The organism is Cellulosimicrobium cellulans (genome assembly GCF_001722485.1).
Classification (GTDB): domain Bacteria; phylum Actinomycetota; class Actinomycetes; order Actinomycetales; family Cellulomonadaceae; genus Cellulosimicrobium; species Cellulosimicrobium cellulans_A.
Genome location: NZ_LWGL01000003.1, coordinates 1 through 26632, shown reverse-complemented (window position 1 = coordinate 26632; position 26632 = coordinate 1). Strand labels below are relative to the sequence as shown.

Annotated in this window: 22 protein-coding genes and 1 riboswitch; of the genes, 14 read left to right on the top strand and 8 right to left on the bottom strand. The window is 74.3% G+C overall.

Annotated elements, in window-relative coordinates:
* Genes JZ5iCDA_RS00925 through JZ5iCDA_RS00915 form a run of 3 tightly spaced genes read left to right on the top strand, consistent with a single transcriptional unit; the run spans position 1 to position 4732 of the window.
* Positions 1-2058: a bifunctional rhamnulose-1-phosphate aldolase/short-chain dehydrogenase gene (locus JZ5iCDA_RS00925; RefSeq protein ID WP_069385397.1), complete on the top strand. Its 2058-nt coding sequence runs from the start codon at positions 1-3 to the stop codon at positions 2056-2058.
* Positions 2055-3491: a rhamnulokinase gene (locus JZ5iCDA_RS00920; RefSeq protein WP_069385396.1), complete on the top strand. Its 1437-nt coding sequence runs from the start codon at positions 2055-2057 to the stop codon at positions 3489-3491. Before JZ5iCDA_RS00925 ends, JZ5iCDA_RS00920 begins: the two co-directional genes overlap by 4 nt.
* The gene (locus tag JZ5iCDA_RS00915; RefSeq protein WP_069385395.1) at positions 3488-4732 is read left to right on the top strand and encodes an alpha-hydroxy acid oxidase; all 1245 of its coding nucleotides are present in this window, start codon (positions 3488-3490) and stop codon (positions 4730-4732) included. The genes JZ5iCDA_RS00920 and JZ5iCDA_RS00915 overlap by 4 nt, the downstream gene beginning before the upstream one ends.
* 4 nt (positions 4733-4736) lie before the next feature.
* Here JZ5iCDA_RS00915 and JZ5iCDA_RS00910 read toward each other — a convergent pair whose 3' ends face one another.
* Together JZ5iCDA_RS00910 and JZ5iCDA_RS00905 are read right to left on the bottom strand one after the other, a co-directional pair.
* Positions 4737-5162, bottom strand: a complete 426-nt coding sequence (locus JZ5iCDA_RS00910) for a VOC family protein (RefSeq protein WP_069385432.1) — start codon at positions 5160-5162, stop codon at positions 4737-4739.
* Positions 5163-5515: 353 nt separating this feature from the next.
* Positions 5516-6406: a LysR family transcriptional regulator gene (locus tag JZ5iCDA_RS00905; RefSeq protein ID WP_069385431.1), complete on the bottom strand. Its 891-nt coding sequence runs from the start codon at positions 6404-6406 to the stop codon at positions 5516-5518.
* A gap of 123 nt (positions 6407-6529) precedes the next feature.
* Here JZ5iCDA_RS00905 and JZ5iCDA_RS00900 point away from each other — a divergent pair, with 123 nt between their 5' ends.
* Positions 6530-7105, top strand: coding sequence for a dihydrofolate reductase family protein (locus JZ5iCDA_RS00900; protein WP_069385394.1), 576 nt, complete (start codon positions 6530-6532; stop codon positions 7103-7105).
* Between the two features lie 225 nt (positions 7106-7330).
* On the top strand, positions 7331-7975 hold the full coding sequence (locus JZ5iCDA_RS00890; protein WP_069385392.1) for a uridine kinase: 645 nt from the start codon (positions 7331-7333) through the stop codon (positions 7973-7975).
* On the opposite strand, the gene JZ5iCDA_RS00885 is transcribed toward JZ5iCDA_RS00890, so the two are convergent.
* Positions 7972-9993 carry a SpoIIE family protein phosphatase gene (locus JZ5iCDA_RS00885; RefSeq protein ID WP_171905260.1) on the bottom strand — a complete coding sequence of 674 codons (2022 nt, stop codon included), beginning with the start codon at positions 9991-9993 and terminating at the stop codon, positions 7972-7974. The two genes, JZ5iCDA_RS00890 and JZ5iCDA_RS00885, sit on opposite strands and share 4 nt — an antisense overlap.
* Before the next feature lie 248 nt (positions 9994-10241).
* Here JZ5iCDA_RS00885 and JZ5iCDA_RS00880 point away from each other — a divergent pair, with 248 nt between their 5' ends.
* A complete protein-coding gene (locus JZ5iCDA_RS00880) occupies positions 10242-10712 on the top strand; it encodes an ATP-binding protein (RefSeq protein WP_216093376.1) in 471 nt (156 codons plus the stop codon).
* Positions 10713-10744: 32 nt separating this feature from the next.
* On the opposite strand, the gene JZ5iCDA_RS00875 is transcribed toward JZ5iCDA_RS00880, so the two are convergent.
* Positions 10745-11656: a PhzF family phenazine biosynthesis protein gene (locus JZ5iCDA_RS00875; protein ID WP_069385391.1), complete on the bottom strand. Its 912-nt coding sequence runs from the start codon at positions 11654-11656 to the stop codon at positions 10745-10747.
* A gap of 185 nt (positions 11657-11841) precedes the next feature.
* On the opposite strand from JZ5iCDA_RS00875, the gene JZ5iCDA_RS00870 reads away from it, so the two are divergent.
* Positions 11842-15180: a family 16 glycoside hydrolase gene (locus JZ5iCDA_RS00870; protein ID WP_083259509.1), complete on the top strand. Its 3339-nt coding sequence runs from the start codon at positions 11842-11844 to the stop codon at positions 15178-15180.
* 173 nt (positions 15181-15353) lie between these two features.
* Positions 15354-17696: an MMPL family transporter gene (locus tag JZ5iCDA_RS00865; RefSeq protein ID WP_069385389.1), complete on the top strand. Its 2343-nt coding sequence runs from the start codon at positions 15354-15356 to the stop codon at positions 17694-17696.
* A 77-nt stretch (positions 17697-17773) separates the two neighbouring features.
* Here the strand turns inward: JZ5iCDA_RS00865 and JZ5iCDA_RS00860 are convergent, their stop codons facing one another.
* Together JZ5iCDA_RS00860 and JZ5iCDA_RS00855 are read right to left on the bottom strand one after the other, a co-directional pair.
* The gene (locus tag JZ5iCDA_RS00860; RefSeq protein WP_069385388.1) at positions 17774-18280 is read right to left on the bottom strand and encodes an FBP domain-containing protein; all 507 of its coding nucleotides are present in this window, start codon (positions 18278-18280) and stop codon (positions 17774-17776) included.
* A gap of 431 nt (positions 18281-18711) precedes the next feature.
* Positions 18712-19098: a VOC family protein gene (locus tag JZ5iCDA_RS00855; protein WP_069385387.1), complete on the bottom strand. Its 387-nt coding sequence runs from the start codon at positions 19096-19098 to the stop codon at positions 18712-18714.
* A gap of 95 nt (positions 19099-19193) precedes the next feature.
* Between JZ5iCDA_RS00855 and JZ5iCDA_RS00850 the strand changes: the two genes are divergently transcribed.
* The gene (locus JZ5iCDA_RS00850; protein WP_069385386.1) at positions 19194-19442 is read left to right on the top strand and encodes a DUF2630 family protein; all 249 of its coding nucleotides are present in this window, start codon (positions 19194-19196) and stop codon (positions 19440-19442) included.
* A 51-nt stretch (positions 19443-19493) separates the two neighbouring features.
* The gene (locus tag JZ5iCDA_RS00845; RefSeq protein WP_253181899.1) at positions 19494-19745 is read left to right on the top strand and encodes a hypothetical protein; all 252 of its coding nucleotides are present in this window, start codon (positions 19494-19496) and stop codon (positions 19743-19745) included.
* 92 nt (positions 19746-19837) lie between these two features.
* Here the strand turns inward: JZ5iCDA_RS00845 and metE are convergent, their stop codons facing one another.
* Together metE and JZ5iCDA_RS00835 are read right to left on the bottom strand one after the other, a co-directional pair.
* Positions 19838-22336 carry a 5-methyltetrahydropteroyltriglutamate--homocysteine S-methyltransferase gene (gene metE / locus JZ5iCDA_RS00840; RefSeq protein ID WP_069385385.1) on the bottom strand — a complete coding sequence of 833 codons (2499 nt, stop codon included), beginning with the start codon at positions 22334-22336 and terminating at the stop codon, positions 19838-19840.
* Between the two features lie 32 nt (positions 22337-22368).
* Positions 22369-23445 (bottom strand): methylenetetrahydrofolate reductase, encoded by a 1077-nt coding sequence (locus JZ5iCDA_RS00835; protein ID WP_069385384.1) that lies wholly within the window; start codon positions 23443-23445, stop codon positions 22369-22371.
* A gap of 70 nt (positions 23446-23515) precedes the next feature.
* Positions 23516-23629, bottom strand: a riboswitch (SAM riboswitch).
* A gap of 145 nt (positions 23630-23774) precedes the next feature.
* Here JZ5iCDA_RS00835 and JZ5iCDA_RS00830 point away from each other — a divergent pair.
* From JZ5iCDA_RS00830 to JZ5iCDA_RS00815, 4 genes are all read left to right on the top strand, one after another.
* Positions 23775-24416, top strand: a complete 642-nt coding sequence (locus tag JZ5iCDA_RS00830) for a hypothetical protein (protein ID WP_069385383.1) — start codon at positions 23775-23777, stop codon at positions 24414-24416.
* Between the two features lie 19 nt (positions 24417-24435).
* Positions 24436-25335, top strand: a complete 900-nt coding sequence (locus tag JZ5iCDA_RS17795) for an SRPBCC domain-containing protein (RefSeq protein ID WP_083259507.1) — start codon at positions 24436-24438, stop codon at positions 25333-25335.
* A 40-nt stretch (positions 25336-25375) separates the two neighbouring features.
* A complete protein-coding gene (locus tag JZ5iCDA_RS00820; RefSeq protein ID WP_069385382.1) occupies positions 25376-25975 on the top strand; it encodes a GNAT family N-acetyltransferase in 600 nt (199 codons plus the stop codon).
* A 58-nt stretch (positions 25976-26033) separates the two neighbouring features.
* Positions 26034-26632, top strand: a 599-nt coding sequence (locus JZ5iCDA_RS00815; RefSeq protein ID WP_253181898.1) for an NYN domain-containing protein, incomplete at its 3' end; no start/stop codon positions are given.

The window sequence follows — 26632 nt, the reverse complement described above, 5'->3', positions numbered from 1 at the left end:
ATGACCGGCACGACCACGACGACCACGGTCGCGGACCTCGTCGCGCGCTCGAACCGGCTCGGCTCCGACCCACGCGTGACGAACTACGCGGGCGGCAACACGTCGGCGAAGGGCACGGCGACGGACCCGGTGACGGGCGAGGACGTCGAGCTGCTGTGGGTCAAGGGCTCCGGCGGCGACCTCGGCACGCTGACGGAGAAGAACCTCGCGGTGCTGCGCCTCGACCGCCTGCGCGCGCTGACGGGCGTCTACCCGGGGGTCGAGCGCGAGGACGAGATGGTCGCCGCGTTCGACTACTGCCTGCACGGCAAGGGCGGCGCCGCGCCGTCGATCGACACGGCCATGCACGGCCTGGTCGACGCCGCGCACGTCGACCACCTGCACCCGGACGCGGGCATCGCGCTCGCGACCGCGGCCGACGGCGAGGCGCTGACCCGCGAGGTGTTCGGCGACGAGGTCGTGTGGGTGCCGTGGCGCCGTCCCGGCTTCCAGCTCGGGCTCGACATCGCCGCCATCAAGGCCGAGAACCCGCAGGCGATCGGCTGCGTCCTCGGCGGGCACGGCATCACCGCGTGGGGCGACACGTCGGCCGAGGCGGAGGAGCGCTCGCTGCGGATCGTCCGCACGGCGGAGGAGTTCATCGCGCGCCGGACGGCGGAGCGCGCCGAGCACCCGTTCGGCGCCGTCCGCGCCGGCTACGAGGCGCTGCCCGAGGACGAGCGCCGCGCCAAGGCGGCGGCGCTCGCCCCGACGGTCCGCGGGCTCGCGTCGACCGACGCGCCGCAGGTCGGGCACTTCACCGACTCCGACGTCGTGCTCGACTTCCTGGCCCGCGAGAAGCTCGCACCGCTCGCCGCGCTCGGCACGAGCTGCCCCGACCACTTCCTGCGCACCAAGGTGAGCCCGCTCGTCGTCGACGTCCCGGCCGACGCGTCGGTCGAGGACACGGTCGCGGCGCTGCGCGAGGCGCACGCGGCGTACCGCGAGGCGTACCGCGCGTACTACGACCGGCACGCTACCCCGGACAGCCCCGCGATCCGCGGTGCCGACCCGGCGATCGTGCTCGTCCCGGGCGTCGGCGTGTTCTCGTTCGGGCGCAACAAGCAGACCGCGCGCGTCGCGGGCGAGTTCTACGTCAACGCGATCAACGTCATGCGCGGTGCCGAGGCGATCAGCACGTACGCGCCCATCGAGGAGTCGGAGAAGTTCCGCATCGAGTACTGGGCGCTCGAGGAGGCCAAGCTCCAGCGGATGCCGAGGCCGAAGACGCTCGCGACGCGCGTCGCGCTCGTCACCGGCGGCGGGTCCGGGATCGGCAAGGCGATCGCCGAGCGGCTCGCGGCGGAGGGCGCGTGCGTCGTCGTCGCCGACCGCAACCTCGACGGCGCGCGCGAGGTCGCCGAGGCCCTCGGCGGGCCCGACGTCGCGGTCGCCGTGGGCGGCGACGTCACGTCGGCGTCCGACGTCGCCGCGATGGTCGACGCCGCGGCGCTCGCCTTCGGCGGGGTCGACCTCGTCGTCAACAACGCCGGGCTGTCGATCTCCAAGCCGCTGCTGGAGACGACCGAGGCGGACTGGGACCTGCAGCACGACGTCATGGCCAAGGGCTCGTTCCTCGTCGCGCGCGAGGCCGCGCGCGCGATGATCGCGCAGGGCATGGGCGGCGACATCGTCTACATCGCGTCGAAGAACTCGCTCTTCGCGGGCCCGAACAACATCGCGTACTCGGCGACGAAGGCCGACCAGGCCCACCAGGTGCGGCTCCTCGCGGCCGAGCTCGGCGAGCACCAGATCCGCGTCAACGGCGTCAACCCCGACGGCGTCGTGCGCGGGTCCGGCATCTTCGCCGGCGGCTGGGGCGCCCAGCGCGCGGCGGTCTACGGCGTGGAGGAGAAGGACCTCGGCGCGTTCTACGCCCAGCGCACGCTGCTCAAGCGCGAGGTGCTCCCCGAGCACGTCGCCGCCGCCGTCCTCGCGCTCACCGGTCCGGACCTGTCCCAGACCACCGGCCTGCACGTCCCGGTCGACTCGGGCGTGGCCGCGGCGTTCCTCCGGTGACCGCGCGGGCCGGCAGCGTCGCCGCCGTCGACCTGGGCGCGACGAGCGGCCGGGTCATCGTCGGGCACGTCGACGGCGGCGACCTGCGGCTGCGGCACGTCGCACGGTTCGTCAACGAGCCCGTCCGCACGCGCGACGGCCTGCACTGGAACCTGCTCGAGCTGTACCGGCAGGTGCTCGACGGCGTCGCGGCGGCCGAGCGCGAGACGTCCGGCGCGCTCGAGAGCGTCGGGATCGACTCGTGGGCGGTGGACTACGGCCTTCTGCGCGACGGCCGCTTGCTCGGCGTGCCGTTCCACTACCGCGACGACCGCACGGCGGCCGGCGTGGAGCGGGTGCACGGCGTGATCGGCCCCGAGAAGCTCTACGGGCGCAACGGCCTCCAGCACCTGCCATTCAACACGCTGTTCCAGCTCGCGGCGGAGGGGCCGGTCCTCGACCTCGCGGACCGCCTGCTCCTCGTGCCGGACCTCCTGGCGTACTGGCTCACGGGCACCGAGGCGACCGAGCGCACGAACGCGTCGACCACGGGCCTGCTTGACCCGCGCACGGGGGAGTGGGACCTCGAGCTCGCCGCGCTCGTCGGCGTCCCGGCGCGCGTCCTCGCGCCTCTCGTCGACCCGGGCACCCCGCTGGGCCGGATGACGCCCGAGGTCGCCGCGGTGGTGGGGCGCGACGTCCCCGTGGTCGCCGTGGGGTCGCACGACACGGCGTCCGCGGTCGTCGCGGTGCCGAGCACGGAGCCGGACGTCGCGTACGTCTCGTGCGGCACGTGGGGCCTCGTCGGGCTCGAGCTCGACGCCCCGGTGCTCACCGAGGAGGCGCGTGCTGCCGGCTTCACGAACGAGGGCGGCGTCGACGGGCGCACCCGGTTCCTGCACAACGTCATGGGCCTGTGGCTGCTGTCGGAGTCGATCCGCACGTGGGACCGCGCCGCGACGGCGGCCCAGCGCTCGAGCACGCTCCAGGAGCTGCTCGGCGAGGCCGCGGCGGTGACCGGCCCCGTCGCGGTCTTCGACGTCGACGACCCCCGGTTCCTGCCGCCCGGCGACATGCCCGCGCGCATCGCCGACTGGTGCCGCGAGCACGACCGGCCCGTCCCCGCGACGCGCGGGGAGGTCGTGCGCAGCATCGTCGAGAGCCTCGCCCAGGGGTTCGCCGACGCCGTCCACACCGCCGCCCGGCTCGCCGGCCGGAGCGTCTCGGCGATCCACGTCGTCGGCGGGGGAGCGCAGAACACGCTCCTGTGCCAGGCGACGGCCGACCGCTCCGGCCTGCCCGTGCTCGCCGGTCCCGTCGAGGCGACGGCGATCGGTAACGTGCTGGTCCAAACCCGTGCGGCGGGCCTCGTCCGCGGCGGCCTCGACGACCTGCGCGCGCTCGTCGCGTCCGCCTTCGCCCCCGTCCGACTCGACCCCCGAGGTGACCGGTGACCGCCCGACAGCTCCCCGACCCGCGCGACCTCCTCGAGCTCGTGCGGCTCAAGAAGCCGCAGCTCGACCCGCTGCGCCGCCGCCTCGACGCGGCCCTGACGATCGAGGACCTGCGCGACGTCGCCCGCCGCCGCACCCCGCGCGCCGCCTTCGAGTACACCGAGGGCGCGGCGGAGAACGAGATCTCGCTCGCCCGCGCCCGGCAGGCGTTCCTCGACGTCGAGTTCCACCCGTCGATCCTGCGCGACGTCTCGACGGTCGACACGTCCACGACCGTGCTGGGCGGGCCGTCGGCGCTGCCGTTCGGGATCGCGCCGACCGGGTTCACGCGACTCATGCAGACCGAGGGCGAGACGGCGGGCGCGGGTGCCGCGGGGGCGGCGGGCATCCCGTTCACGCTCTCGACGCTCGGCACGACGTCGATCGAGGGCGTCAAGGCCGCGAACCCGCACGGCCGGAACTGGTTCCAGCTCTACGTCATGCGCCGGCGCGAGATCTCCTTCGCGCTCGCCGAGCGGGCGGCGGCTGCCGGCTTCGACACACTCATGTTCACCGTCGACACCCCGGTCGCGGGCGCGCGCCTGCGCGACAAGCGCAACGGGTTCTCCATCCCGCCGCAGCTCACGCTCCGCACGATCGCCGACGCGATCCCGCGCCCGTGGTGGTGGTTCGACTTCCTCACGACGCCGAAGCTCGAGTTCGCCTCGCTCACCTCCACGGGCGGCACGGTCGGCGAGCTGCTCGACTCCGCGATGGACCCGTCGATCGGGTTCGCGGACCTGGACGCCATCCGCGAGATCTGGCCGGGCAAGCTCGTCGTCAAGGGCGTGCAGAACGTCGAGGACTCCAAGCGCCTCGCCGACCTCGGCGTCGACGGGATCGTCCTGTCCAACCACGGCGGCCGCCAGCTCGACCGCGCCCCGGTGCCGTTCCACCTCCTGCCGCGCGTCGTGCGCGAGGTCGGCACGGACGTCGAGGTCATGGTCGACACGGGCATCATGAACGGCGCGGACGTCGTGGCGGCGTGCGCGCTCGGCGCCCGGTTCACCCTGATCGGCCGCGCGTACCTCTACGGCCTCATGGCGGGCGGCCGCGCGGGGGTGGACCGCACGATCCAGATCCTCACGGAGCAGGTCGAGCGGACCATGAAGCTGCTCCAGGTCACGAGCATCGCCGAGCTCGAACCGCGGCACGTCACCCAGCTCACGCGCCTCGTCCCGCTGGAGCACGCCCGTCCCTGACCGGTCAGTCCTGCGCTGCCAAGCCGTTCGCCGCCATCCACGCGGGGTCCGGCTCGACGACCTGGAGCACCTCGACGACGACCCCCTCGGGCCCGGCGACCTGCACGCGACGCTGCCCCCACGGCTCGGAGACCGGGGCGAGGAGCACCTCGACGCCCTCCGCCCCGAGACGCCGCGCCTCGGCGTCGACGTCGTCCACGAGGAAGGCGAGGAGCGTGCCCGCCGCGGCCTGCCCGCGCACGCGCTCGGGCCAGGCGTGCGCGTCGGGGGTCATGAAGTCGACGCTCAGGTTCTCGTGCGCGTCGTGTCGCGTGGTGACGTACCACCCGAGGTCGGCGACCACCGTGAAGCCGAGGTGGTCGGCGAACCACCGCCCCGCGGCGGTCGGGTCCTTCACCATCAGCGCGAGCCCTACCGTGCTGAACTGCATCGTCGCACCCTTCGTCGAGCCGTGGCCTCGCTCGCCCTCGGCCGGTCGGCACGAGGGGAGGCCGTCGCTCACCGTACCCGCACGCCACCGCGTGGGTGCGGCGCCCGAGGATCTGCCCTCGCCACCCGGACTGTGGCCGCCCGGCGATCCGCCCATGCGGCCACCGTCGCCTCGACGTCTCGCGGCATGGTGACCAGCGGTGGCCCAGCCTGCGGCAGGTAGCGGCGGACGGCACGGCCGGGTGGATCCTTCGTGGCGCTACGTGCGCGCGGGGTCATGGTCGTCGCTGCTGCGCCGGGCATCGAGCCGTCCTGCTCGAGCCCGACCGCGTCGACATCCCTGGGCGGGCGTCGTCAGACGGCCCGCGAGCCCAGCTCGCGAGCCGTCTGGGCGAACGCGCGCACCTCAGGGCTCTCCCGCCCCCGGAGCCAGGTGAGGACCCACTCGGTGTCGGGGACGTCGGTGATCGGCACGTAGACCACGCCCGGGTGCGAGTAGTAGCGCCGCACGTGCGCGTTGAGCGGCGTGACCGCCTCGCCGGAGGCGACCACGGCCAAGACCTCGTGGAACGTCCGCGCCTCGGGACCCCGCAGCACGGGCCGGCCCGACGGCGTCCGGCGGGGCACCATCGCGTCTTCCCAGTAGCCGGGGACGCCGGGGCCCACGTCGACCACGGTGTGGTCGCCGAGCACCTCGATCGACACGGCGTCCTCACCCGCGAGCTCGTGCGCCGCGGGCACCGCCAGCACACGCCCCTCCGTGAGCACACGTGGCCCGACGACGATGTCGGGCTCGCGCACGGGTGCCCACATCACCTGTACGTCGGCGTCGGTCCCGCGGAGCCCGCCGAACGGGTCGGAGAAGTGGAACTCGCGCTGCTCGACGGAGCACGTGGGGTGGCGTTCCGTGAAGGCTCTCACCACGGGGAGCATCTCGTGGCCGATGATGCCCATCGCCGCGAGCCGCAGCGTCCCGGTCGGGCGTTCCCCGGCGCGGGACGCCGCCGCGATGCCCGACTGGATGAGCTCGTACCCCTGACGCAGGTCGTCGCGCAGGCGTGCCCCGACGGGCGTCAGCTCCACGCGCCGGCTCGTGCGCTCGAACAGCACGGTGCCCATGCGCCGCTCCTGCCGGCTGATCGCCTGGCTCACGCGAGCGGGGGAGACGTGGAGCCGCTCGGCGGTCCGCCCGAAGTGCAGCTCGTCGGCCAGCGTCAGGAAGATCTCGATGTCTCGTAGGTCCACCGTCACCTCTCGTCCCTCGTCCCGAGCACGTCGTCGTCCGGGGCCAGGATCGTTCATCCGGCGTGATCGATTATCCAGGGAAGTGTCATTGATCCCGTTCGCGCGGGCCTCGAGGCTCGAGCCATGAGACGACTCACCTATTTCGTCGCCCTGTCGATCGACGGACGCATCTCCGGTCCCGACGACGAGGTCGACTTCTACCCGTCCTCCGACGCCTACAGCGCCCGCATGATCGAGAACCACCCCGACGTCCTGCCGACGCACGGGCGCCGCCAGCTCGGTATCGACGGCGAGCCGAACCGGTCGTTCGACACGGTGATCATGGGCCGGCGCACGTACGAGCCCGCGCTCGACCTGGGGATCACCAGCCCGTACGCGCACCTGCGCCAGTACGTCGTGTCGACGACGCAGCCCGAGCTCGACCCCGCGGTGACCGTCGTGCGCGACGACCCGGTGGGGCTCGTGCGGGCGCTCAAGGCCGAGAGCTCGCCGCTCGACATCTACCTGGCGGGCGGTGGTGTCCTCGCCGGGGCCCTCCTCGGGGAGATCGACCGCCTGGTGGTCAAGCTGTACCCGGTGGTCGCGGGCGACGGTCGTACGGCCTTCGGGTCGGTCGGCTTCCGCCCCACGACGTTCGACCTGGCGCACGTCACGACGTTCGACGGTGGCAACGCCGTCCTCACGTACGACCGTGTCTGACCACCCCGCCGTCCGCGCCCTGACCCGGCGGGCGACGACCTTCGCGGCACGCGGCGTCGTGACCGTCCGCCTCCTGCGCGTGCGCGTCCGGGTTCGCGCGCTGCCGGCACGCGGCGCCGGGGCGTCGCCGGACGACGAGGCGGAGAGCCCGCGAGGCAGGTGCCGAAGGCGGCTCGAGCACGTCCCGGCGGTCCGGCCGGCACCGCGAGGTGCCATGCTGGCCGGGTGCGTGTCGAGCCCGTGAGCGAGGAGGTCCTGGTCGAGCGCGTCGTCGGGCGCGTCCTCGCGGAGCCGGTCCCGGGGCTCGCGCTGCGCGTCCTCGTCGACGGGCACCCGACCACGAACCCCACAGCGCTCGCGGACGCGCTCGTCGACCCGCTGCGGGCGGCAGGGCGGCCGGTCGCCCGGATCCACGTGCACGACTTCTGGCGGCCCGCGTCGCTGCGCCTGGAGCGCGGGCGCACGGACCCCGACGCGCTGCTCGAGGACCGGATCGACGTGGCGGGCCTGCGGCGCGAGGTGCTCGACGCCGTCGGTCCGGCCGGCAGCGGACGGTACCTGCCGAGCCTGCGCGACCCCGAGACGGACCGCGCGACGCGGGCGCCCTACGCCGACGCGGAGCCGGGGCTGGTCGTCGTGCTGGACGGGTCCCTCGCGCTCGGCCACGGGCTGCCGCTCGACGTGACCGTCCACCTCGCGGTGCGCGCCACGACGATCGCTCGCCGGACGCCGCCCGACGACGCCTGGACGCTCGACGCGTACGCGCGCTACGCCGCGGAGACCGACCCCGAAGGGACGGCGGACGTCGTCGTGCGCGTCGACGACCCGCGCCACCCGGCGCTCGTCGACCGCGACGCGGCGGCCCGCTAGCCGCTCCCGGCCGCGGTGCGCACCACGAGGACGCACAGGTCGTCCTCCTGGCGGCCGCTGCCCGCCGCGGTGAGGACGACGTCGCGGACACCCGCCGCGTCGAGGCCCGCGGGGGCGGCCTCGAGCGCCGCGACGACGTCCCTGATCCCGCTGCGCTGGTCCCGCGCGCGCGACTCCACGAGACCGTCGGTGTACAGGACGAGGGCGGAGCCCGCCGGGACGTCGACGTGGGCGGAGGTCACCGTGTCCACGAGCGGCACGCCCACCGGCGTCGTCAGCGCGCCGTCGAGCGCGACGACCGCACCGTCGGGGCGGAGGAGGAGCGGCGGCGGGTGGCCCGCGCGGCAGTACGCGAGCCTCCGCGTGCCGTCGGCCGCCGCAGGGCCGAGAGACGCGAACGTGCACGTCGCGATGTCGGCGAGGTCGAGCACCGTCACCAGGTGGTCGACGCGACCGAGCACCTCCGCCGGGTCCTCGAGGTCCCAGCCGACCGTGCGCAGCACGGACCGGAGCTGGCCCATCGACGCCGCCGCGTGCATGTCGTGCCCGACGACGTCGCCCACCACGAGCGCGACCGTCCCGTCCGGCCGTTCCAGCACGTCGAACCAGTCACCGCCGACGGCGGCGCTCGCCTGCTCGCCGTCGGACGCCGGGCGGTACGACACCGCGACGTCGAGGCCCTCGACGTCGGCCAGCGTCGGCAGCATGCGCTCCTGCAGGGCGCGCGCCGCCTCGTGCTCCGCCGCGTAGAGCCGCGCGTTGTCGAGGATCAGCCCGACGCGCTGCCCGAGGTCCTCCAGCATCGCGGCGTCCTGCGGGCCGAAGGCGTCCGGCTCGGGGCTCACGACCCCCACGACGCCGGAGATCCGCCCCCGGGCGCGCAGGGCGACCGTCATCGCGGAGCCGAGGCCCAGCGCCTGCATGGCTGCGAGCTCCGCGGGTGCGGCGTCCTCGGGCACCAGGTCGGGCGTGATGTCGAACGGCTGCGTGAAGCGAGAGCCGCCGTCGAGCACGTCGGTCGCGGCCGTCGAGCGGTGGGCCCAGCCGGCGCTCGCGGACAGGACGCGCGCGGCGTCGTCGAGCGCCGGGTCGGACGTCGCGACGTCCGCCCGCGGCCGCCCGCCCGGGTAGGTGATGACGACGGCCCACGCGGCGAAGGCCGACGCGAACACGGCGGCCGCCTCCCGGGGCAGCGCGTCGACGTCGAGGATCTGCGTGAGGTGCTGGGTGATGTCCATCGACGTGCTCAGGCGGCGGTTGCGCGAACGGACGTCGTCGAGCTGGCGGTCGCGCGCCTGCTCGCTCTCGATGCGTGCCGTCACGTCGGCCTGGACACCGACCACGTGCGTGACGTCGCCGCGCGCGTCGGTGATCGGCGACAGGACGAGCTGGTTCCAGAACGGCGTCCCGTCCTTGCGGTAGTTGAGGAGGGTCTCGCCGACCGTGGTGCGGGCGGCGATCCCCTCGCGCACCCGGTCGACGGTCGCGCGGTCCGTCCCCGGCCCCTGGAGGAACCGGCAGTTGCGCCCGAGCACGTCCTCGGCCGAGTAGCCCGTGGTCGCGGTGAACGCGGGGTTCACCCAGACGAGCGGCACGTCGGGCAGCCGGGCGTCGGCGATCGTGAACGACAGGTCGCTCGCGAGGACCGCCCGGCGCTCGAGCGTGCCCGCGTCGACGGGCTCCAGGACGACGACGGCGAACGTGCCGTCGCCGCCGGCCGGACCGGTGCTGGTGAGGACGCAGCGGACCCTGCCGGCGACGCCGTCCGGCGCGGCGGCGGTCACGGCGAGCCCGTCGGAGGGACCGGTCGCCACCTTGCGCAGGTCCACGGGGAGCCCGTCGTCGGCGTGGCGCAGGTCCGCGGAGCGTGCCCACTCCAGCGCGGGCGCCGGTGCGGCGACGCCGGGGGCCAGCCGGCGGGCGCGCTCGTCCTGGTGCACGACGGCGTCCCGCGTCAGGTCGAGGACCAGCACGGCCCCGGCAGGGGGCACCGGGTCCAGGGCTCCGCGATCGGTCACGCGACTGGTTCTCCGTCCTCCGGGCCCGTCGCCCGATCCGTGCCCCATCGTCCCGGGGCGAGGGCTGCGCCGTCGAATCGGACGGCGACGGGAGCCTTCCCGGTGCGCCCCGGGGAGGAACCGCGGAGCGGGGGCCTGGAGGTGCAGGCGCGGCGGTCGCGTGCCAGGCTCTGACGGTGCCGGTGCACCGCCGGTTCCGTCCCACGGAGCTGGTCGACGGCGTCCGTCGACCGTGAAGGAGATCGCCCGTGACGTCGTCCGAGGACGTCTCGATCGAGGTACCCGCCAGCGATGCCGGCCTGCCGTTCTCGCGGCCGCCCGCACGGTTCGTGCTGGTCCGGGAGTGGTCGATGGACTCCCTCGACCAGCTCAGCACGCTGCGGTCCGAGCTCGCCGCGATCCTGCGGCGGGGCGACGCCGCGCCGGACGAGGGGCTCGGGACGACGCCCGAGAAGATCGTGCTCGTCGCCTCGGAGCTCGCCACCAACGCGCTCGAGCACGGCCGGCCGCCGACGATCGTGCGGCTGCTGGACGACGACGGCCTCTGGTTGCTCGAGGTCGCGGACCACGACCGCGGCACGGTGCCGGTCTACGCGGGGGAGCGGATCCCCGGCGCGGGCGGCCTCGGGCTCCACCTCGCGCGCACGCTCTCCCTCGACGTCGGGTGGTACTCGACCCCGACGACCAAGAACATCTGGGTCACGTTCCCCGTCGACTGACAGGGCGCGGGTCGCGGACGGCCCAGCCGGCGCTAGAGCCGCACGGTGCCGGCGACGACCGTGACGCTGTCCCCGCCCACGCGGACGGAGCCGGTGGCGTCGCGCGCGACGTGCACGCGGCCGGCCCGGCCGAGCGCGCCGCCCTGGGCGGCGACGTAGCGGCCCGGCAGACGCCCGTCCGCCGTGAGCCACTGCCCGACGACGGCGTTGAGGCTCCCCGTCACCGGGTCCTCCGGGATGCCCATCCCGAGGGCGAAGCCCCGGACCTCCACGGCTGCGCCGTCGGGCCCGGCGGCGTCGTCCGGGTACAGCCCGACGACGCCCACGGACAGGTCGGGGTGCGCGGCGCGGAGCTCCGCGAAGTCGGGGGAGATGCCCGTCACCCGCTCGGCGGAGTCGAGCAGGACGACCCGCCAGCCGGGCCCGTTGTCGAGCAGACGGTGGTCGAGCACGGCCGCGCGCGGGACGCCGAGAGCGGCCACGATCGCGTCGAGCTCGTCGTCGTCGAGCGGCGCGTCGGCGAGGAGGTCGGGTGCGGTGAACGCGAGCCGCTGGTCGTCCTCCCGCCGGATCGTCACGAGACCGACCCCGCACTCCTGGACGACGACGTCGCCGTCGCGCGGCGTCCCGCCGGCCTGGAGCCAGGCGTGGCACGAGCCGAGAGTGGGGTGGCCGGCGAAGGGCAGCTCGCCCGTGGGCGTGAAGATGCGCAGGCGGTAGTCGGCGCCGCCCGCGGCTCCCTCCGCGGTGGGTGGCAGGACGAACGTCGTCTTGGAGAGGTTGGTCCAGCGCGCGAACGCGGCCATCTGCGCGTCGTCCAGCCCGTCGCCGTCGAGCACGACGGCGACCGGGTTGCCCCGGGTCGGCGTGCGGGTGAAGACGTCGACCTGGGCGAAGGGGCGGGAGACGCCGGGGGTGCCGGCCTCCGCGTGGCGCGCGCTCATGGCGGCGAGGATAGCCAGGGCGCGCGGTCCCGATGGCCCCTACGTCCCGCATGCCACTTTTGTCGGGCGAAAGACCGAAGTTGTAGACATCACGGCACAACCGCCGCTAGCCTTGCCAGCGTTGTCAGTCGACGGGGACGGCAGGGGCACCTCGTCGGCGCGGTGAACGACCCAAGGGAGCAAGGATGCTCGTACGTACCACCCGCCCACCATCCGACCCGGGGCGCTCGCCGAGAAGACGTCGCGGCGTCGCCGCCGTGACGCTCGGCGCCGTCGTCGCCGTCGGAGCCTGGGCCGTCCCCGCTGCCGCCGAGCTGCCGGAGCAGGAGCCCGGCGTGACCCTGCGGACCTTCCAGCTCGCTCAGGACCCGGGCGGCGTCTGCACGCTCAAGTCGGGCCAGACCCCGAACGTCGACAAGCTCATGCCGACGATCGACTGGTCGACGGCCCAGCAGTTCGGGGGTGAGGACAACTTCATCTCGCACGTCCTCGCCAACCTGCACGTCCCCGCGGACGGGCAGTACCAGCTCCGCGTCACGAACGACGACGGCGCTCTGGTGTACATCGACGACCAGCTCGTCCTCGAGAACGACGGCCCGAACGACTCGACGTCCGTCGAGGGCGCGATCACGCTCACCGCCGGCGTGCACGACCTGCGTGTCGAGTACTACGAGGGCGGCTTCAACCAGCGCCTCACGCTCGCGTGGAAGACGCCGGGCAGCTCGACGTTCGAGGTGATCCCGCAGTCCGCCCTGAGCACCGAGGCCGACGTCGTGCGCGTCACCGCGCCCGGCTACAAGTACTGCGAGGGCGCGACCGACACGGCCGGCGACGGCCTGCGGCTCGACTCGGTGAACCCGAACTACGAGCTCGTCGACCTGCGCCCCGAGGGCTTCGAGCCCAAGGTCTCCGGCCTCGCGTTCACGCCCGACGAGAAGCTCGCCGTCGTGACGACGGGCGAGGTCAGCTCCGGCGGCTGGCGCCCCGACCCGGTGTCCGGCGAGGTGTACTTCCTCGACGGCGTCACCACGGCCGACGGCCCCGAGGACGTCACGGTCACGAAGGTCGCGGACGAGCTGCTCAACCCGATGGGCATCGAGGTCATCGAGGACTCGATCTTCGTCTCGGAGCGCCACCAGCTCACGCAGCTCACCGACCCCGACGGCGACGGCTTCTACGACGTCCACACGAAGATCGCGGAGTGGCCCGACGGCGGCAACTTCCACGAGTTCGCGTTCGGTCTCGTCCACGACGAGGACTACTTCTACGTGAACCTCTCCGTCGCCATCAACAACGGCGGTGCGACGACAAACCCGCAGCCCGCGCAGAACCGCGGCACGTCCATCAAGATCGACCGCGAGACCGGCGAGGTCACCTACGTCGCGGGCGGTCTGCGCACGCCGAACGGCATCGGCTTCGGCCCGGAGGGCGCGCTGTTCGCGACGGACAACCAGGGCGCGTGGCTCCCGTCGAACAAGCTCATCCACATCCAGCAGGACCACTTCTACAACCACTACACGAACCCGGCCGGCCCGTTCGACGACCAGCCCGTGTCCCCGCCGGCCGTGTGGCTCCCGCAGAACGAGATCGCCAACTCCCCGGGCAACCCGATCTACGTCGAGAACGGCGAGTTCGCGGGGCAGATGCTCCTGGGCGACGTCACCTACGGCGGCATCCAGCGCGCGTTCCTCGAGAAGGTCGACGGCGAGTTCCAGGGTGCGGTCTTCCGCCACACCGCGGGCCTCGAGGTCGGCGTCAACCGCGTCATCTACGGTCCCGACGGCGCGCTGTACGCCGGCGGCACCGGTGAGGGCGGCAACTGGGGCGAGTCCGGCAAGCTCCGGTACGGCCTGCAGAAGCTCGTCCCCGTCAACGAGGACTCCTTCGACATGAAGGCGATGCGCGTCGTCGAGGGCGGCTTCGAGATCGAGTACACCGACCCCGTCTCGGACGAGGTCGTGGCGAAGCTCGCCGACGCCTACCAGCTCGAGCAGTGGCGCTACGTGCCGACGCAGCAGTACGGCGGTCCGAAGGTCGACGAGCAGCCGCTGTTCGTCACCGACGCCAGCGTGTCCGAGGACCGCACGCGGGTCACGCTGCAGGTCGACGGGCTCAAGCCGGGTCACGTCGTGCACCTGCGCTCACCGCGTCCGTTCGCCTCCGCGGGCGGCGCCGAGCTGCTCAGCACCGAGGCCTGGTACACGCTGAACTCCCTCCCGGGCTACGTCGCGCCGGCCGACCGCGGCTGGTTCGAGGCCGAGGAGGCGCAGCCGCTCGGGAGCTCGAGCCACGCGCACGACCACAGCAACTACTCCGGCACCGGGTTCGCCGCCAACATGAAGGACCCGGGCACCGGTCGCCAGTTCACGGTCGACGTCGACGCCGCGGGCACATACCCGATCCACCTGCGCTACGCGAACGGCATCCACCCGTTCCCCGAGCTGCGCGACAAGGACGTGTCGCTCTACGTCAACGGCGAGAAGGTCGGGCCGTGGACGCTGCCCACGACCGGCGACTGGAAGACGTGGAACACGGTCACGCGTGACGTCGAGCTGCAGGCCGGCACCAACACGATCGCCGTCCAGCAGGACGAGGGCGACGAGGGCAACGTCAACCTCGACGTGCTCTCCGTCGGCGACACGGTGGACATCTGCACCCCGGGCGAGGTCGAGGAGGGCTACACCGCGCTGTTCGACGGCACGCTCGCCAGCCTCAACGAGGGCTGGCGCATGGCCGGTCCGGGCGGCTTCGGCCGCCAGGAGGACTGCTCGATCCGTGGCGAGGGCGGCATGGGCCTGCTCTGGTACACGGCCGAGGAGCTCGGTGGCGACTACTCGCTCAAGCTCGACTGGAAGCTCGTGAAGGACGACAACGGCGGCGTGTTCGTCGGGTTCCCGAACCCGGGCGACGACCCGTGGGTCGCGGTCAACCAGGGCTACGAGATCCAGATCGACGCGACGGACGCGGCGGACCGCACCACCGGTGCGATCTACACGTTCCAGGGTGCCGACGCGGAGGCGGTCGAGGCCGCGCTCAACCCGGTGGGCCAGTGGAACGCGTACGACATCCGCGTCGAGGGGGACCGCATCCGGGTCTACCTCAACGACGTGCTCGTCAACGACTTCACGAGCACCGACCCGGCGCGCGACCTGTCGAGCGGGTTCATCGGCATCCAGAACCACGGCAGCGGCGAGATGGTCTCGTACCGCAACATCCGGGTGAAGGACCTGTCCGCGGAGCCCGAGGAGCTCGCGATCGACGCCACGGCGCAGGTCCGGTGCCTCGCCGGCAAGGCGTACGTCGCGGTGCGCGCCACGAACGCCGACACGGTGCCGGCGGACGTCACGCTCACCACGCCGTTCGGGACGAAGACGGTGACCGGCGTCGAGCCGGGCAGGTCGGCGTACCAGTCGTTCCCGGTCCGGTCGGCGTCGGTCGACGCCGGCTCGGCCCAGGTGACGGCGAGCGGTGACGGTCGCACGGCGGCGCTCGAGCTGCCGTACGACGCGACCAGCTGCGGCTGACGGTCGCACCCAGGGGGCCTCACGCCCGGCGGTCCGCCGCCGGGCGTGAGGCCCTCGTCGTCCGCAGGCGGGAGCGGTGGTCCGACGACGCTCCCGCCAGGACGTAGGCTGCACCCCGTCCACGACCGGTCCACCGACGGGCCGGTCGTGCCCTCGACGAGGAGGACGCACTGATGCTCGAACGGCTCGGTCGCGCCGTGGCCCGGCGACGCGTCGTCGTGCTGGCCCTGTGGGCGGCGCTCACGCTCGCCGGCGCGGTCCTCGGCGGCGCCGTGTTCGACCGCACGCAGGACGTCCCCGACGCCCCGCCCGGCAGCGAGGCGGCGCTCGCCGCGCAGTGGCACGACGAGCTCACCACGCCTCCCGGCGAGTCACCCGAGGGTGAGGTCGTCTCCGCGGTCATCGCGGGGCGCGACTTCTTCGACCCCGACCTCGTCGAGAGCGCGACGGCCGTCATGGCCGAGGTCCGCGCCCTCCCGGGCGTGGTCGACGTCTACGACGCGTACACCGCCGGCGGCCTCATCGGGGACGACGGCCAGAGCTCGCTCGTCACGGTCGAGCTCGACCCCGCGCTCGCCGACGACGAGGCGCTCGCCGCGGCCGACCGCGTCGCCGAGGTGCTGCGCACGGTCGACGCCCCGAAGGTGCTCGTCGGCGGCGAGCTGCTCGCCGAGGAGGCGTTCGTCGAGCGCGCGGTCACGGACGCGGCCTTCGGCGAGGGCATCGCCGTCGCCGTGCTGCTCGTGCTGCTCGTCGTCGTCCTCGGCGGCCTGCGCGCCGGCGTGGTCCCCGTGCTCGCGGCGCTCGCCACGATCGCGGCGGCGCTCCTGGGCCTCACCGGGCTGCTCGGCGTCGTGCCCGTGAACGAGTTCGCGGTGAACGTCGTGACCCTGCTCGGCCTCGGCCTCGCCGTCGACTACGGGCTCCTCGTCATCGCCCGCTTCCGCGAGGAGCGCGAGCGCACGCCCGACGCGCCGGTCGAGGACGTCCTGGGCCGGACCGTCGCCGGCGCGGGGCGGGCGGTCCTCGTCTCCGGTCTCGCCGTCGGCATCGCCCTCGCGGGGCTGCTGCTCCTCGGCGACCCGCTCCTGTCCGGGATGGCCGTCGGCGGTGCCGTCGTCGTGCTCATCGCGACGCTCGCCGGGCTCACGCTCGTCCCCGCGCTCGTCGCCGTCTGGCACCGGCACGTCCCCGCGCCCGGGGCGCGCACGTGGTCCCGGCCGTGGGCACGCCCCGCGGCGGCACCCGGTGCCGCCCCCACGGGGAGCGGACTCCTCGGCCGGCTCGCCGGACTCGCCCAGCGCCACGCCGTGCTCGTCGCGGTCGCGGCGACCGCCGGCCTCCTCGTCCTCGCCGCCCCGCTCGGCTCCCTCACGCTCGGCAGCTCCGAGGTGCGGTCGCTGCCCGCCGACGCCGAGGAGCGCCGCGCGTACGAGGCGCTCACCACCGGCTTCAGCGACCTCGGGATCGAACCCGTCACCGTCATCGTCGACCGGCCCGTCGAGGACGCCCGCGTGCAGGCGTTCCTCGACGAGGCGGCCGCGCTCCCCGGGGTCACCGACGCCGGGATCGACCTCGACGCCGTCGCCACCGACACCACGACCGTCGTGCAGCTCACGCCCGCCGGCGAGGCGACCGGCGCCCAGGCGCAGCAGCTCGTGCGCGACGTCCGCGACCTCCGCACGGAGCACTTCGGCGCGGGCGGGAGCACGGTCGTCCAGGTCGCCGGACCCGCCGCCGACGTCGTCGACACCCAGCAGCAGCTCCTCGACCGCCTCCCGCTCGCGCTCGGCGTCGTCGTCGCCGCGACGTTCGTGCTGCTGCTCGCGCTCACCCGGTCCGTCGTCGTCCCGATCAAGGCGCTCCTTCTCAACCTCGTCACCATCGGCGCCACGCTCGGTGTGCTCACCGCGGTCTTCGCCTGGGGCTGGGGCGAGACCCTCCTCGGCTTCGAGTCGTGGGGCGCGCTCGACGTCACCACCCCGCTCCTGCTCTGCCTCCTCGTCTTCGGCCTCTCCATGGACTACGAGGTCTTCCTCCTCGCCCGCATCGCCGAGGAATGGCGGCAGCGCGACCCGGACGAGGACCCGCGCGTTGCCAACGACCGCGCCGTCCTGCGCGGCATCACCCTCACCGGCCCCGTCGTCACCACCGCCGCCGTCGCCATCACCGTCGTGTTCCTCGGCTTCGCCATCGGCGACCTCGTCGCCATGAAGGAGGTCGGCATCGGCATGGCCGTCGCCGTCCTGCTCGACGTCACCGTCGTGCGCGGGCTGCTCCTGCCCGCGACGATGCGGTTGCTGGGGCGGTGGAACTGGTGGCCCGGGCGTCGTCGGTCCTCGTCGGTCGGTGCGGGATCGAGGTCGGGTTCGGTCGAGGGCTCCGCGGGGGCGGGGCGGGTCTACCATCCGGCCGCTCGTTCCTCGCGACCTCCCGCCAGACCCGCCACGACCCGCCCCACCCCCGCTCCGCCCTCGACCTCCGTGTCCGCGTCACCTTCAGAGCGGGCGAGGTAGCGATCCCGCTCGCCCGGGGCGGGTGCTGGTCGGGCGAGGTAAAGCCCTGCCGGGCGGCAGGGCTCTACCTCGGGGCGTCAGGCGTCGCGGAGGACCTCGGTGACGAAGCGGGACGAGCGCTCGCGCAGGCCGTCGATGCGGAGCTCGACGATCGTGTCGCGCATCGAGTCGTCGTCGCCCAGCTCGGTGCGGGTCGGGGTGCGGCGGACGTTCGCCGAGCAGCGGAAGTCCGTGCAGATCAGCGTGCCGACGGTGTTGCCGCGGCGACCCGCGGCGCCGGCGCGGCGCGCCACGTACAGGCTGACGTCGTCCGTCACGACGACGTCCTCGCACCACGCGCACAGCGCACGACGACGGCGGCCGCCCGCCTTCGCGTCCGTGGAGCGCAGCAGGACGCCGACGGGCTCGCCGTCGACGGGGACCACTGCGTACGCGGCGAGCGGCGCCCTGCGGTCGCGCCACCCGAGGTAGTCCAGGCGGTCCCAGTCGAGCGCGTCGAGGTCGGGGAGCGTCGCCTGCGCGGCCTCACGGCGCGAGGCGTTGACGAAGGACGCGCGGATCTGCTTCTCGGTCAGGGGGTTCATGGTCTCTCGGCTTCCGGGTCGGTCGGAACCGCCGGCCGGCAGGGGAGCGCACGCCGTCGCGCGCACGGACGGGCGTCCGGGCACGGGCACGACGGCGCACGCGGCCACGGCGAGGAACGCTCACCGGGGCGGCGGGCGGCGGGCGGCGGGCGGCGGGGCGGACGGATGCCGCGCAGAGGCGTCGACGACGCAGGCCCGGCCGCGATCAGCGGCAGGCGGCGACGGACGAGGCGCGGCGCGCGGGGTCGCCCGAGCAGGCCGAGACGGCCACCTCGCACCCTGCGGCGCCGTGCATCCGCTGTCTCCTCGCACCCGGGACCGTCAGCGGGCGTTCGCCCGGGACGGGTGGTCGACGTGCCGACCGACCGCACCATGGTGCACCTCGACGGCACGCAGGTCCACCGAGCTCCCGGCAGGCGCCGCCAGATGGGTCAGCGGCCGCCGAGGCGGACGACGACGATCCGGTGCCCGTCCGGGTCGGTCACGTGCGCGTAGCGGTCGCCCGACTCGGCGTCGGTCTCGGGGCCGACGAAGGGCTCCACGCCGAGGGCCGCGAGGCGGTCGAGCGTCGCGTCGACGTCGTCCACGTAGAGCACGAGGTTCGGCAGTCCGTGCCGCACGAGGGGAGCGGCGCCGTCGGGCAGCGGGACGAGCCACAGCCCCGGCTCGTCGACCCGTCCCGGGCCGACGTGCAGGAGCGGGAAGCCGTCCGTCTCCCCGCGGAAGAGCGTGCGGAAGCCGAACCCGTCCGCCCAGAACGCCGCGCTCGCCTCCAGGTCGCGGCACAGCAGGACCGTCCGACCGATCGTCGTCGTCATGCTGCCCGAGCGTAGCGACGCCGCCCGCCCGGCCACGAGCCCCCGCGAGCGCGGCCGGGCGGGCGACCCCGCGCCGTCGGGCCTACCGTGGGCGGATGGCGGACGACGGCGACATCAGACAGCACATCAGCGACCTCGTCGCGCAGGAGCGCGCGCTGCGCGAGCAGCTGCAGTCGGGGGAGATCTCGGCGCCCACGGAGCAGGAGCGGCTGCGCGCCGTGGAGGCCGAGCTCGACCAGTACTGGGACCTGCTGCGCCAGCGCGACGCGAAGCGCGAGTACGGCAAGGACCCTGACGACGCGCAGGTGCGCGACGCGGGTACGGTGGAGAACTACCTGGACTGACCGCACCTCTCCCCATGACGGTCCGTCCGCCGAGCAACAGGAGCCACTGACATGACGACGACCAGCGAGCAGGCAGCCCACAGCCCCCTCCCCACGGGGACCGAGGGTCGCGACATCCCCGGCCACGCCGGTGCCGTGCTGCGCTTCCTCCTGACGTTCGCGCTGTTCATCGGCGGCATCGTGCTCATGGGCGCGGGCGGGTCCCAGGTGGACGGCGCGCCGTGGCTCTTCGTCGGCGGTATCGCCGCGGCGACCCTCGCGTTCATGCTGCCGATGATGGGCACGGGCACGACCGAGCGCTGACCGCGCGAGAGGCACCCCGCGGGGCGGTGCCGAGGTCCCGGACCTCGGCACCGCCCCGCGCGTCCGGCCGACGCGCGACGCCGGCCCGGAGGCTACGGTGCGAGCGTCGCGCGCACCGACCGCGCCGCCGCGACGAGGTGCTCGAGCGACGGGACGGTCTCCTCGTAGCGGCGGGTCTTGAGCCCGCAGTCGGGGTTGACCCACACGACCCGCGGGTCGATGGCCTTCACCGCGAGCTCGAGCAGCTCCGTGACCTCCTCCACCGACGGCACGCGCGGGCTGTGGATGTCGTACACGCCCGGGCCGATCCCGCGGTGGTACCCCGCCGCGGCGAGCTCCGGCACGATCTCCATGCGCGAGCGCGCCGCCTCGACCGAGGTCACGTCGGCGTCGAGACCGTCGATCGCGTCGACGACCTCGCCGAACTCGGAGTAGCACAGGTGGGTGTGGATCTGCGTCGCCGCGTCCACACCTGACGTCGCGAGGCGGAACGAGCGCACGGCCCAGTCGAGGTACGCCGCCTGGTCCTCCCGGCGCAGGGGCAGGAGCTCGCGCAGCGCGGGCTCGTCGACCTGCACGATCCCGATGCCCGCGGCCTCGAGGTCCGCGATCTCGTCGCGCAGCGCGAGACCGACCTGGACCGCGGTGTCGCCGAGCGGCTGGTCGTCGCGCACGAACGACCACGCCAGGATCGTCACCGGGCCGGTCAGCATGCCCTTGACCGGCTTGTCCGTGAGCGACGCCGTGTACGCGGACCACCCGACCGTGATGGGCTCCGGGCGCACGACGTCGCCCCACAGGACCGGCGGGCGCACGCACCGCGACCCGTACGACTGGACCCAGCCGTTCGCGGTCACGGCGAACCCGTCGAGGTGCTCCGCGAAGTACTGCACCATGTCGTTGCGTTCCGGCTCGCCGTGCACGAGCACGTCGAGTCCGAGCTCCTCCTGCAGCGCGACGACGCGTGCGATCTCCTCGCGCATGGCCGCCGTGTAGTCGGCGTCGGCGAGCTCGCCCTTCGTCCACTGCGCGCGGGCGCGGCGGATCTCCGGGGTCTGCGGGAAGGAGCCGATGGTCGTCGTCGGCAGGGGCGGCAGGGCGAGGCGCTCCTGCTGGGCGGCGGCGCGCTCGGCGTACGGCTCGCGCACGGCGTCCGCGTCCGTCAGCGCGGCGGCGCGCTCGCGGACCGTCGGCACGACGACGCCGGTCGCGGTCTCGCGGGACGCGAGGGCGGCGGTCGACGCGGCGAGCTCCTCCGTCACGGCCTCGCGCCCCTCGGTGAGCCCGCGGGCCAGCGTCACCACCTCGCCCACCTTCTGGTCGGCGAACGCGAGCCAGTCGCGCAGGCGCGGGTCGAGCGCCGTGCGCGGCGCACCCGGCGTCCCCGGCTCGGCGAACGTCTCGTCCTCGACGTCGTGCGGCACGTGCAGGAGCGACGTCGAGGTCCCGACGGCGAGCGCGCCGGCCCCGAGGCCCCGCACGGCCCCCACGACGTCGAGCCGTGCAGCAAGGTCCGCGCGCCACACGTTGTGCCCGTCGACGACGCCCGCGACGAGCGTCTTCGTCGCCAGCCCCGGCACGGTGCCGTCGGCAGCGGTCCCGGTGGGCACCGCGCCCTTGACGAGGTCGACGGCGATCGCGTCGACGTCGGTGCCCGCGAGCAGGGCGAGCCCGTCCAGGGGCGCCGCGTCCGTGCCCACCCCCGCGCCGTCGGACGCGCGGCCCTGGAGCCCGCCGTACGGCGCGGCGACGAGGATCGCCGGGCGCGCGTGCGCGCTGTCGTCCGCGCCGACGGCGAGGTCCGTCGCGAGCGTGCGGTAGGCGTGCTCGACGGCCGCGGCGAGGTCGGCGGGCGGCACGTCGACGGAGTCGGTGACGAGCACCGGCTCGTCCAGCTGCACCCACGGCGCGCCGGCAGCGGCGAGCGCACGGAGCAGGTCGGCGTACGCGGCGACGACGTCGTCGAGGCGGTCGAGCGGGCGGAACCCGGCGGCCGAGGGCACGGTGTCGTCCACCTTGGCGAGCGCCAGGAACGTCACGGGCCCGACGACGACCGGCCGGGTCACGACGCCCGCCTCCTTCGCCTCGACGAAGTCGCGCACGACGCGGTCGTCGACCAACCGGATCGGGGTGTCCGGGCCGATCTCGGGGACCAGGTAGTGGTAGTTCGTGTCGAACCACTTGGTCATCTCGAGCGGCGCGTGCTCGCCGGCGCCGCGGGCGACGGTGAAGTAGCCCGGCAGGTCGAGCCGCCCGTCGGCGTCGGTGAGCGACGCGAACCGCGACGGGACCGCCCCGAGCGCGGCGACGACGTCGAGCACCTGGTCGTAGAAGGAGAACGAGCCGGGCACGGACGCGTCGTCGGCGCCGAGCCCGAGGTCGACGAGGCGGCGCACGGTCGCGAGGCGCAGATCGCGGGCCGTGGCCTCGAGCTCGTCGGCGCTCGTGCGCCCGGCCCAGAAGGACTCCACGGCCTTCTTGAGCTCGCGGCGGCGCCCGATGCGCGGGTAGCCGAGGACGGTCCCGGCAGGGAACGGGACCGGGGAGTGGGGTGCCGGGAGGTGGGTAGGGGAGGGTACGGAAGTGGTCATGGTCGATACCTCGTGCTGGTCCGGTGGACCGGTCAGACGGCGCTGCCGTGGGTGGCGGCGCCCGTCGCGGGCAGGGAGGTGCCGGTGACCCACGGCCCGCTGGCCAGGTCCGGGAGGAGCGGGTCCGCCGCGGCGCTCGAGGCACTCGAGCCGCCGCCGTCGTCCCCGCGCGTCCCGCCGCCGAGGTGGACTCCCTCGAGCAGGTCGAGTGCGGCGCGGTGCTTGTTGAACGTGTACACGTGCAGGCCCGGCGCACCGGCGTCGAGGACGCGCTGCGCGAGGTCCACCGAGTACGCGATCCCGTAGGCGTGCTGCGCCTCCGGGTCGGGCAGGGCGTCGAGCGCCTCCAGCAGGTGCCGGGGGGCGGGGACGCCCGTGAGCTCCTCGACGCGGCGGAGCCGGCGGGGCTCCGTCGTGGGCAGCAGCCCGGCGAGGATGGGGATCGTCACGCCGGCCGCGCGGGCCTCCGCGACGAAGTCGGTGTACGACGACGCGTCGTAGAACAGCTGCGTGATCGCGAAGTTCGCCCCCGCCTGCTGCTTCTGCCACAGGCGGCGCACCTCCTGGGTGCGGGTCGTCCCGGCGTCGCGGTTGCCGTCGGGGAACGTCGCGACGGCGATGGTCAGCGGGCGCGCCGCCCCGCGCAGCGCCAGCGCCGGGTCGGCGGCGCAGCGTGACGCCTCGACCTCGCGCAGCAGCGCGACGAGCTCGATGCTCGACCGCACGCCGTCGGGCGCGGGGCGCCAGTCCGGCTGGTCCTTCGGGGGGTCGCCGCGCAGCGCGAGGAAGCTCCGCACGCCCGCGTCGAGGAAGTCGGCGATGACCTCCTCGACGTCCTCGCGCGACGCACCCACGCACGTCAGGTGCGCGATCGCGTGGACGGGGGTGCCGTGCAGGAGCGTGCCCATGACCTCGAGCGACGTCTGCCGGTCGTTCCCGGCAGCCCCGTAGGTCACGGACAGGAAGTCGGGGTGCGTGGCGACGAGCCGGCGGGCCGTCTCCCAGAAGTTCGGCGCCGCCTGCGGCCGCCGCGGCGGCATGAGCTCGAACGACACCGTGGGCCGCGCGGCTCCGCCGTGTGCCTGCCCGACGGCGTGCGCGACGCTCACGGCGCGACCTCGCCGGGCGTGGGCGCAGCCGGACGGCGCACGCCCGGGCGGTGCGCGGAGGATGCCTCGTCGACCATGGTCACTCCATCGACCCTGGCGTTAGCACCGTTGTCCTCGGGAGGCTTCCGTCGGCGGGTTGCTGCGGTGTCGTCGAGCCAGGACTCTCGACCGCTCTGGATGGTTGTCTCGATCCTAGAGGCCATCCGCCATGCGGTCGAGAGTGACCGCCACGTGAGACGACGTGACAGCGGGCGAGACGGCCGGCGAGTCGGAGGCTCGCGTCCGGTCGTCGCCGCGCGCCCCGGAGGGCCGAGCGATACCGTCCTGCCGTGGCCGCCGACGACGAGGAGCGCCCGCACCGCAGGTCGCTGCGGGAGACCGTCACGGTCGTCGTGCTGTCGATCTCGGCGGTGCTGACCGCCTGGAGCGGGTTCGAGGCGAGCAAGTGGGGCGGCGAGATGTCGATCGCCTTCTCCCGGGCCTCCTCCCAGCGCATCGAGGCGGCGCGCGAGGCCGCGACGGCGGACGCGGCCCGCGCCGTGGACCTGCAGGTCTTCAGCCTGTGGCTCGAGGCGTACGCGACCGACGACGCCCAGCTCGAGGAGTTCACGCGCGCGCGGTTCACCGACCACTTCGCGCCCGCGTTCGAGGAGTGGACGGCCGAACGGCCGCTGCAGGACCCGGACGCGGCGCGCAGCCCGTTCGCCCTGGACTCGTACGTCCCGCCCGGCGAGGTGGAGGCGGCGGAGGCCGACGCGCGGGCCGACGCCTACTTCGCCCAGGCGCTGGTCAACAACCAGCGCGGCGACGACTACACGCTCGTCACCGTGCTGTTCGCCCTCGTGCTGTTCTTCGGCGCGTTCGCGGGGCGGTTCCGCTCCGAGCGCGCGGCGTGGACGATGGTGGGGGCGGCGTGCGTGCTGCTGGTCGTCGGCATCGGCTTCCTGCTCGCCTTCCCGAAGATCGTCTGACCGCTCGCGAGGAGGCGTGATGGAGCGCACGACCACCGACCCCGACGACCTCGTCGCGTCGTCGCCCGACCGCTTCCGGGACGACGTGGCCCGGCTCGACGCCGAGATCTCGCGCATCATGGCCGGCCACTCGCGCGTGCTGTGGGAGGGCGTGTTCTGGGGCGGGACCGAGCAGCGGATCATCGGCTACGGCGACCTCGTGCAGCAGCGGTCGCGCGGCGAGCCGGTCGAGTGGTTCGTCGTCGGGCTCGCGGCGCAGCAGGACCACGTGAGCCTGTACGTCAACGCGACCGAGGACGGGCGGTACCTCGCGGAGACGTACGGGCCGGAGCTCGGTGACGTGAAGGTCGGCAAGGCCGTCGTCACGTTCCGGTCGCTCGACCGCGTGGACGTCGACGCGCTCCTGCGCCTCGTCGCGCGGGCGGCCGCCCAGGTGGACCCGACGCCGCGCCCCACCGGCGAGCTCGAGGTGGCGGAGGACGGCGCCCGCGACCTCGTCCTGCGCCGCACGTTCTGCGCGTCCGCGGCGGACCTGTGGCCCGACGTCGCGGAGCCGGCGGGCCTCGCCCGGTGGTACGGCGTCGTCGACGGCGACCCGCGCGCGGGCGCGACCGTCCGCCTGCGCATGACCGCCGAGGACGGCGCACCGGCCGACGAGGTGGACGTGCTCGCGTGCGACCCGCCGCGCTCGTTCTCCGTCGACCAGGGCGGCTGGCGGGTGTCCGTCGCGCTGACGCCGCGCCGCGGTCGCGCGACGGAGCTCGAGCTGCGGCACCGGCTCGGTCCCGACGACGAGCCGGGCGACATCGGCCCCGGGTGGGAGTACTACCTCGACCGGCTCAACGCCGCGCGCGGCGGGCCGCCCGCGAAGCCGTTCGACGCCTACGTCGAGGCGCTGCGCGGGCACTACTCGCCGTGACCCCTGGGCCCGGGCGGGACCGGCGGCGTACGGTGTCGCGGTGCGCACCCTGACGACCGACCGGCTCCTCCTGCGGCCATGGACCGAGGACGACGTCGACGCCGTCCTCGACATCTACTCGCGCTGGGAGGTGGCGCGCTACGTCGGCACGACGCCGCGCGTGCTGGAGCACCGCGACGAGGCCGTCGAGCGCATCGAGCGCTGGCGTGCCGCCGACGACGGGACGCACGGCGTCTGGGCGGTCGTCCCGCTCGGCGCGACCGCGCCCGACGCCGCCTCTGAGCACACGGTGCCCGTGGTGCCCGTGGTGCCCGTGGTGCCCGTGGGCACGGTCCTGCTCAAGCCCATCCCGGCGTCGGGCACGGGCGAGCCCCCGCAGCCGTCCGGGGACACGGAGATCGGGTGGCACTTCCACCCCGACGCGTGGGGGAAGGGCTGGGCGACGGAGTCGGCGGCGGCCGTCCTGGCGCACGCCTTCGAGCGGGGGCTCGACCGCGTGGTCGCGGTGACGCACCCCGACAACGCGGCCTCGCAGGCGGTCTGCCGCCGCATCGGGATGGCGCACCGCGGCACGACCGACGCGTACTACGACGCGACGTGCGAGCTGTTCGAGGTCACGCGGGAGCCGGCACCCCGCTGAGGCGCCACGCGATCCATCGGCGCGGCAGGCGGACCGGGCGCCCCCTAGGCTCGGGGGCATGGATCTCGAGGAACGCCTGGCCGTCTTCATCGACTACGAGAACCTCGCGCTCGGCGCGCGCGAGCACCTGGGCGGGATGGCGTTCGACTTCGGACCGATCGCGGACGCCCTCGCGGTGCGGGGCCGCGTGGTCGTGCGGCGCGCGTACGCGGACTGGTCGTACTTCGACGAGGACCGCCGCTCGCTCACGCGCCACCAGGTCGAGCTCATCGAGATGCCGCAGCGCATGGGCGCGTCGCGAAAGAACGCGGCCGACATCAAGATGGTCGTCGACGCGATCGAGATGGCGTTCGAGCGCGACTACATCTCGACCTTCGTCATGTGCACGGGAGACTCGGACTTCTCCCCGCTGGTCCACAAGCTGCGCGAGCTCAACAAGCGCGTGATCGGCGTCGGGGTCGAGAAGTCGACGTCCCGGCTCCTGCCGCCGGCGTGCGACGAGTTCCTCTTCTACGACCGGCTCGAGGGCGTCGACGTGCCCGACGAGCCCGACGAGGCGCGCGGTGCGTCGCGCCGGTCGTCCGGGCGTCCCGGGAGCGCGGGCGGCGGCGCGCCCCGGGGTCGGCGCCGTGCCGCGTCGAGCACGGCGGAGAAGGC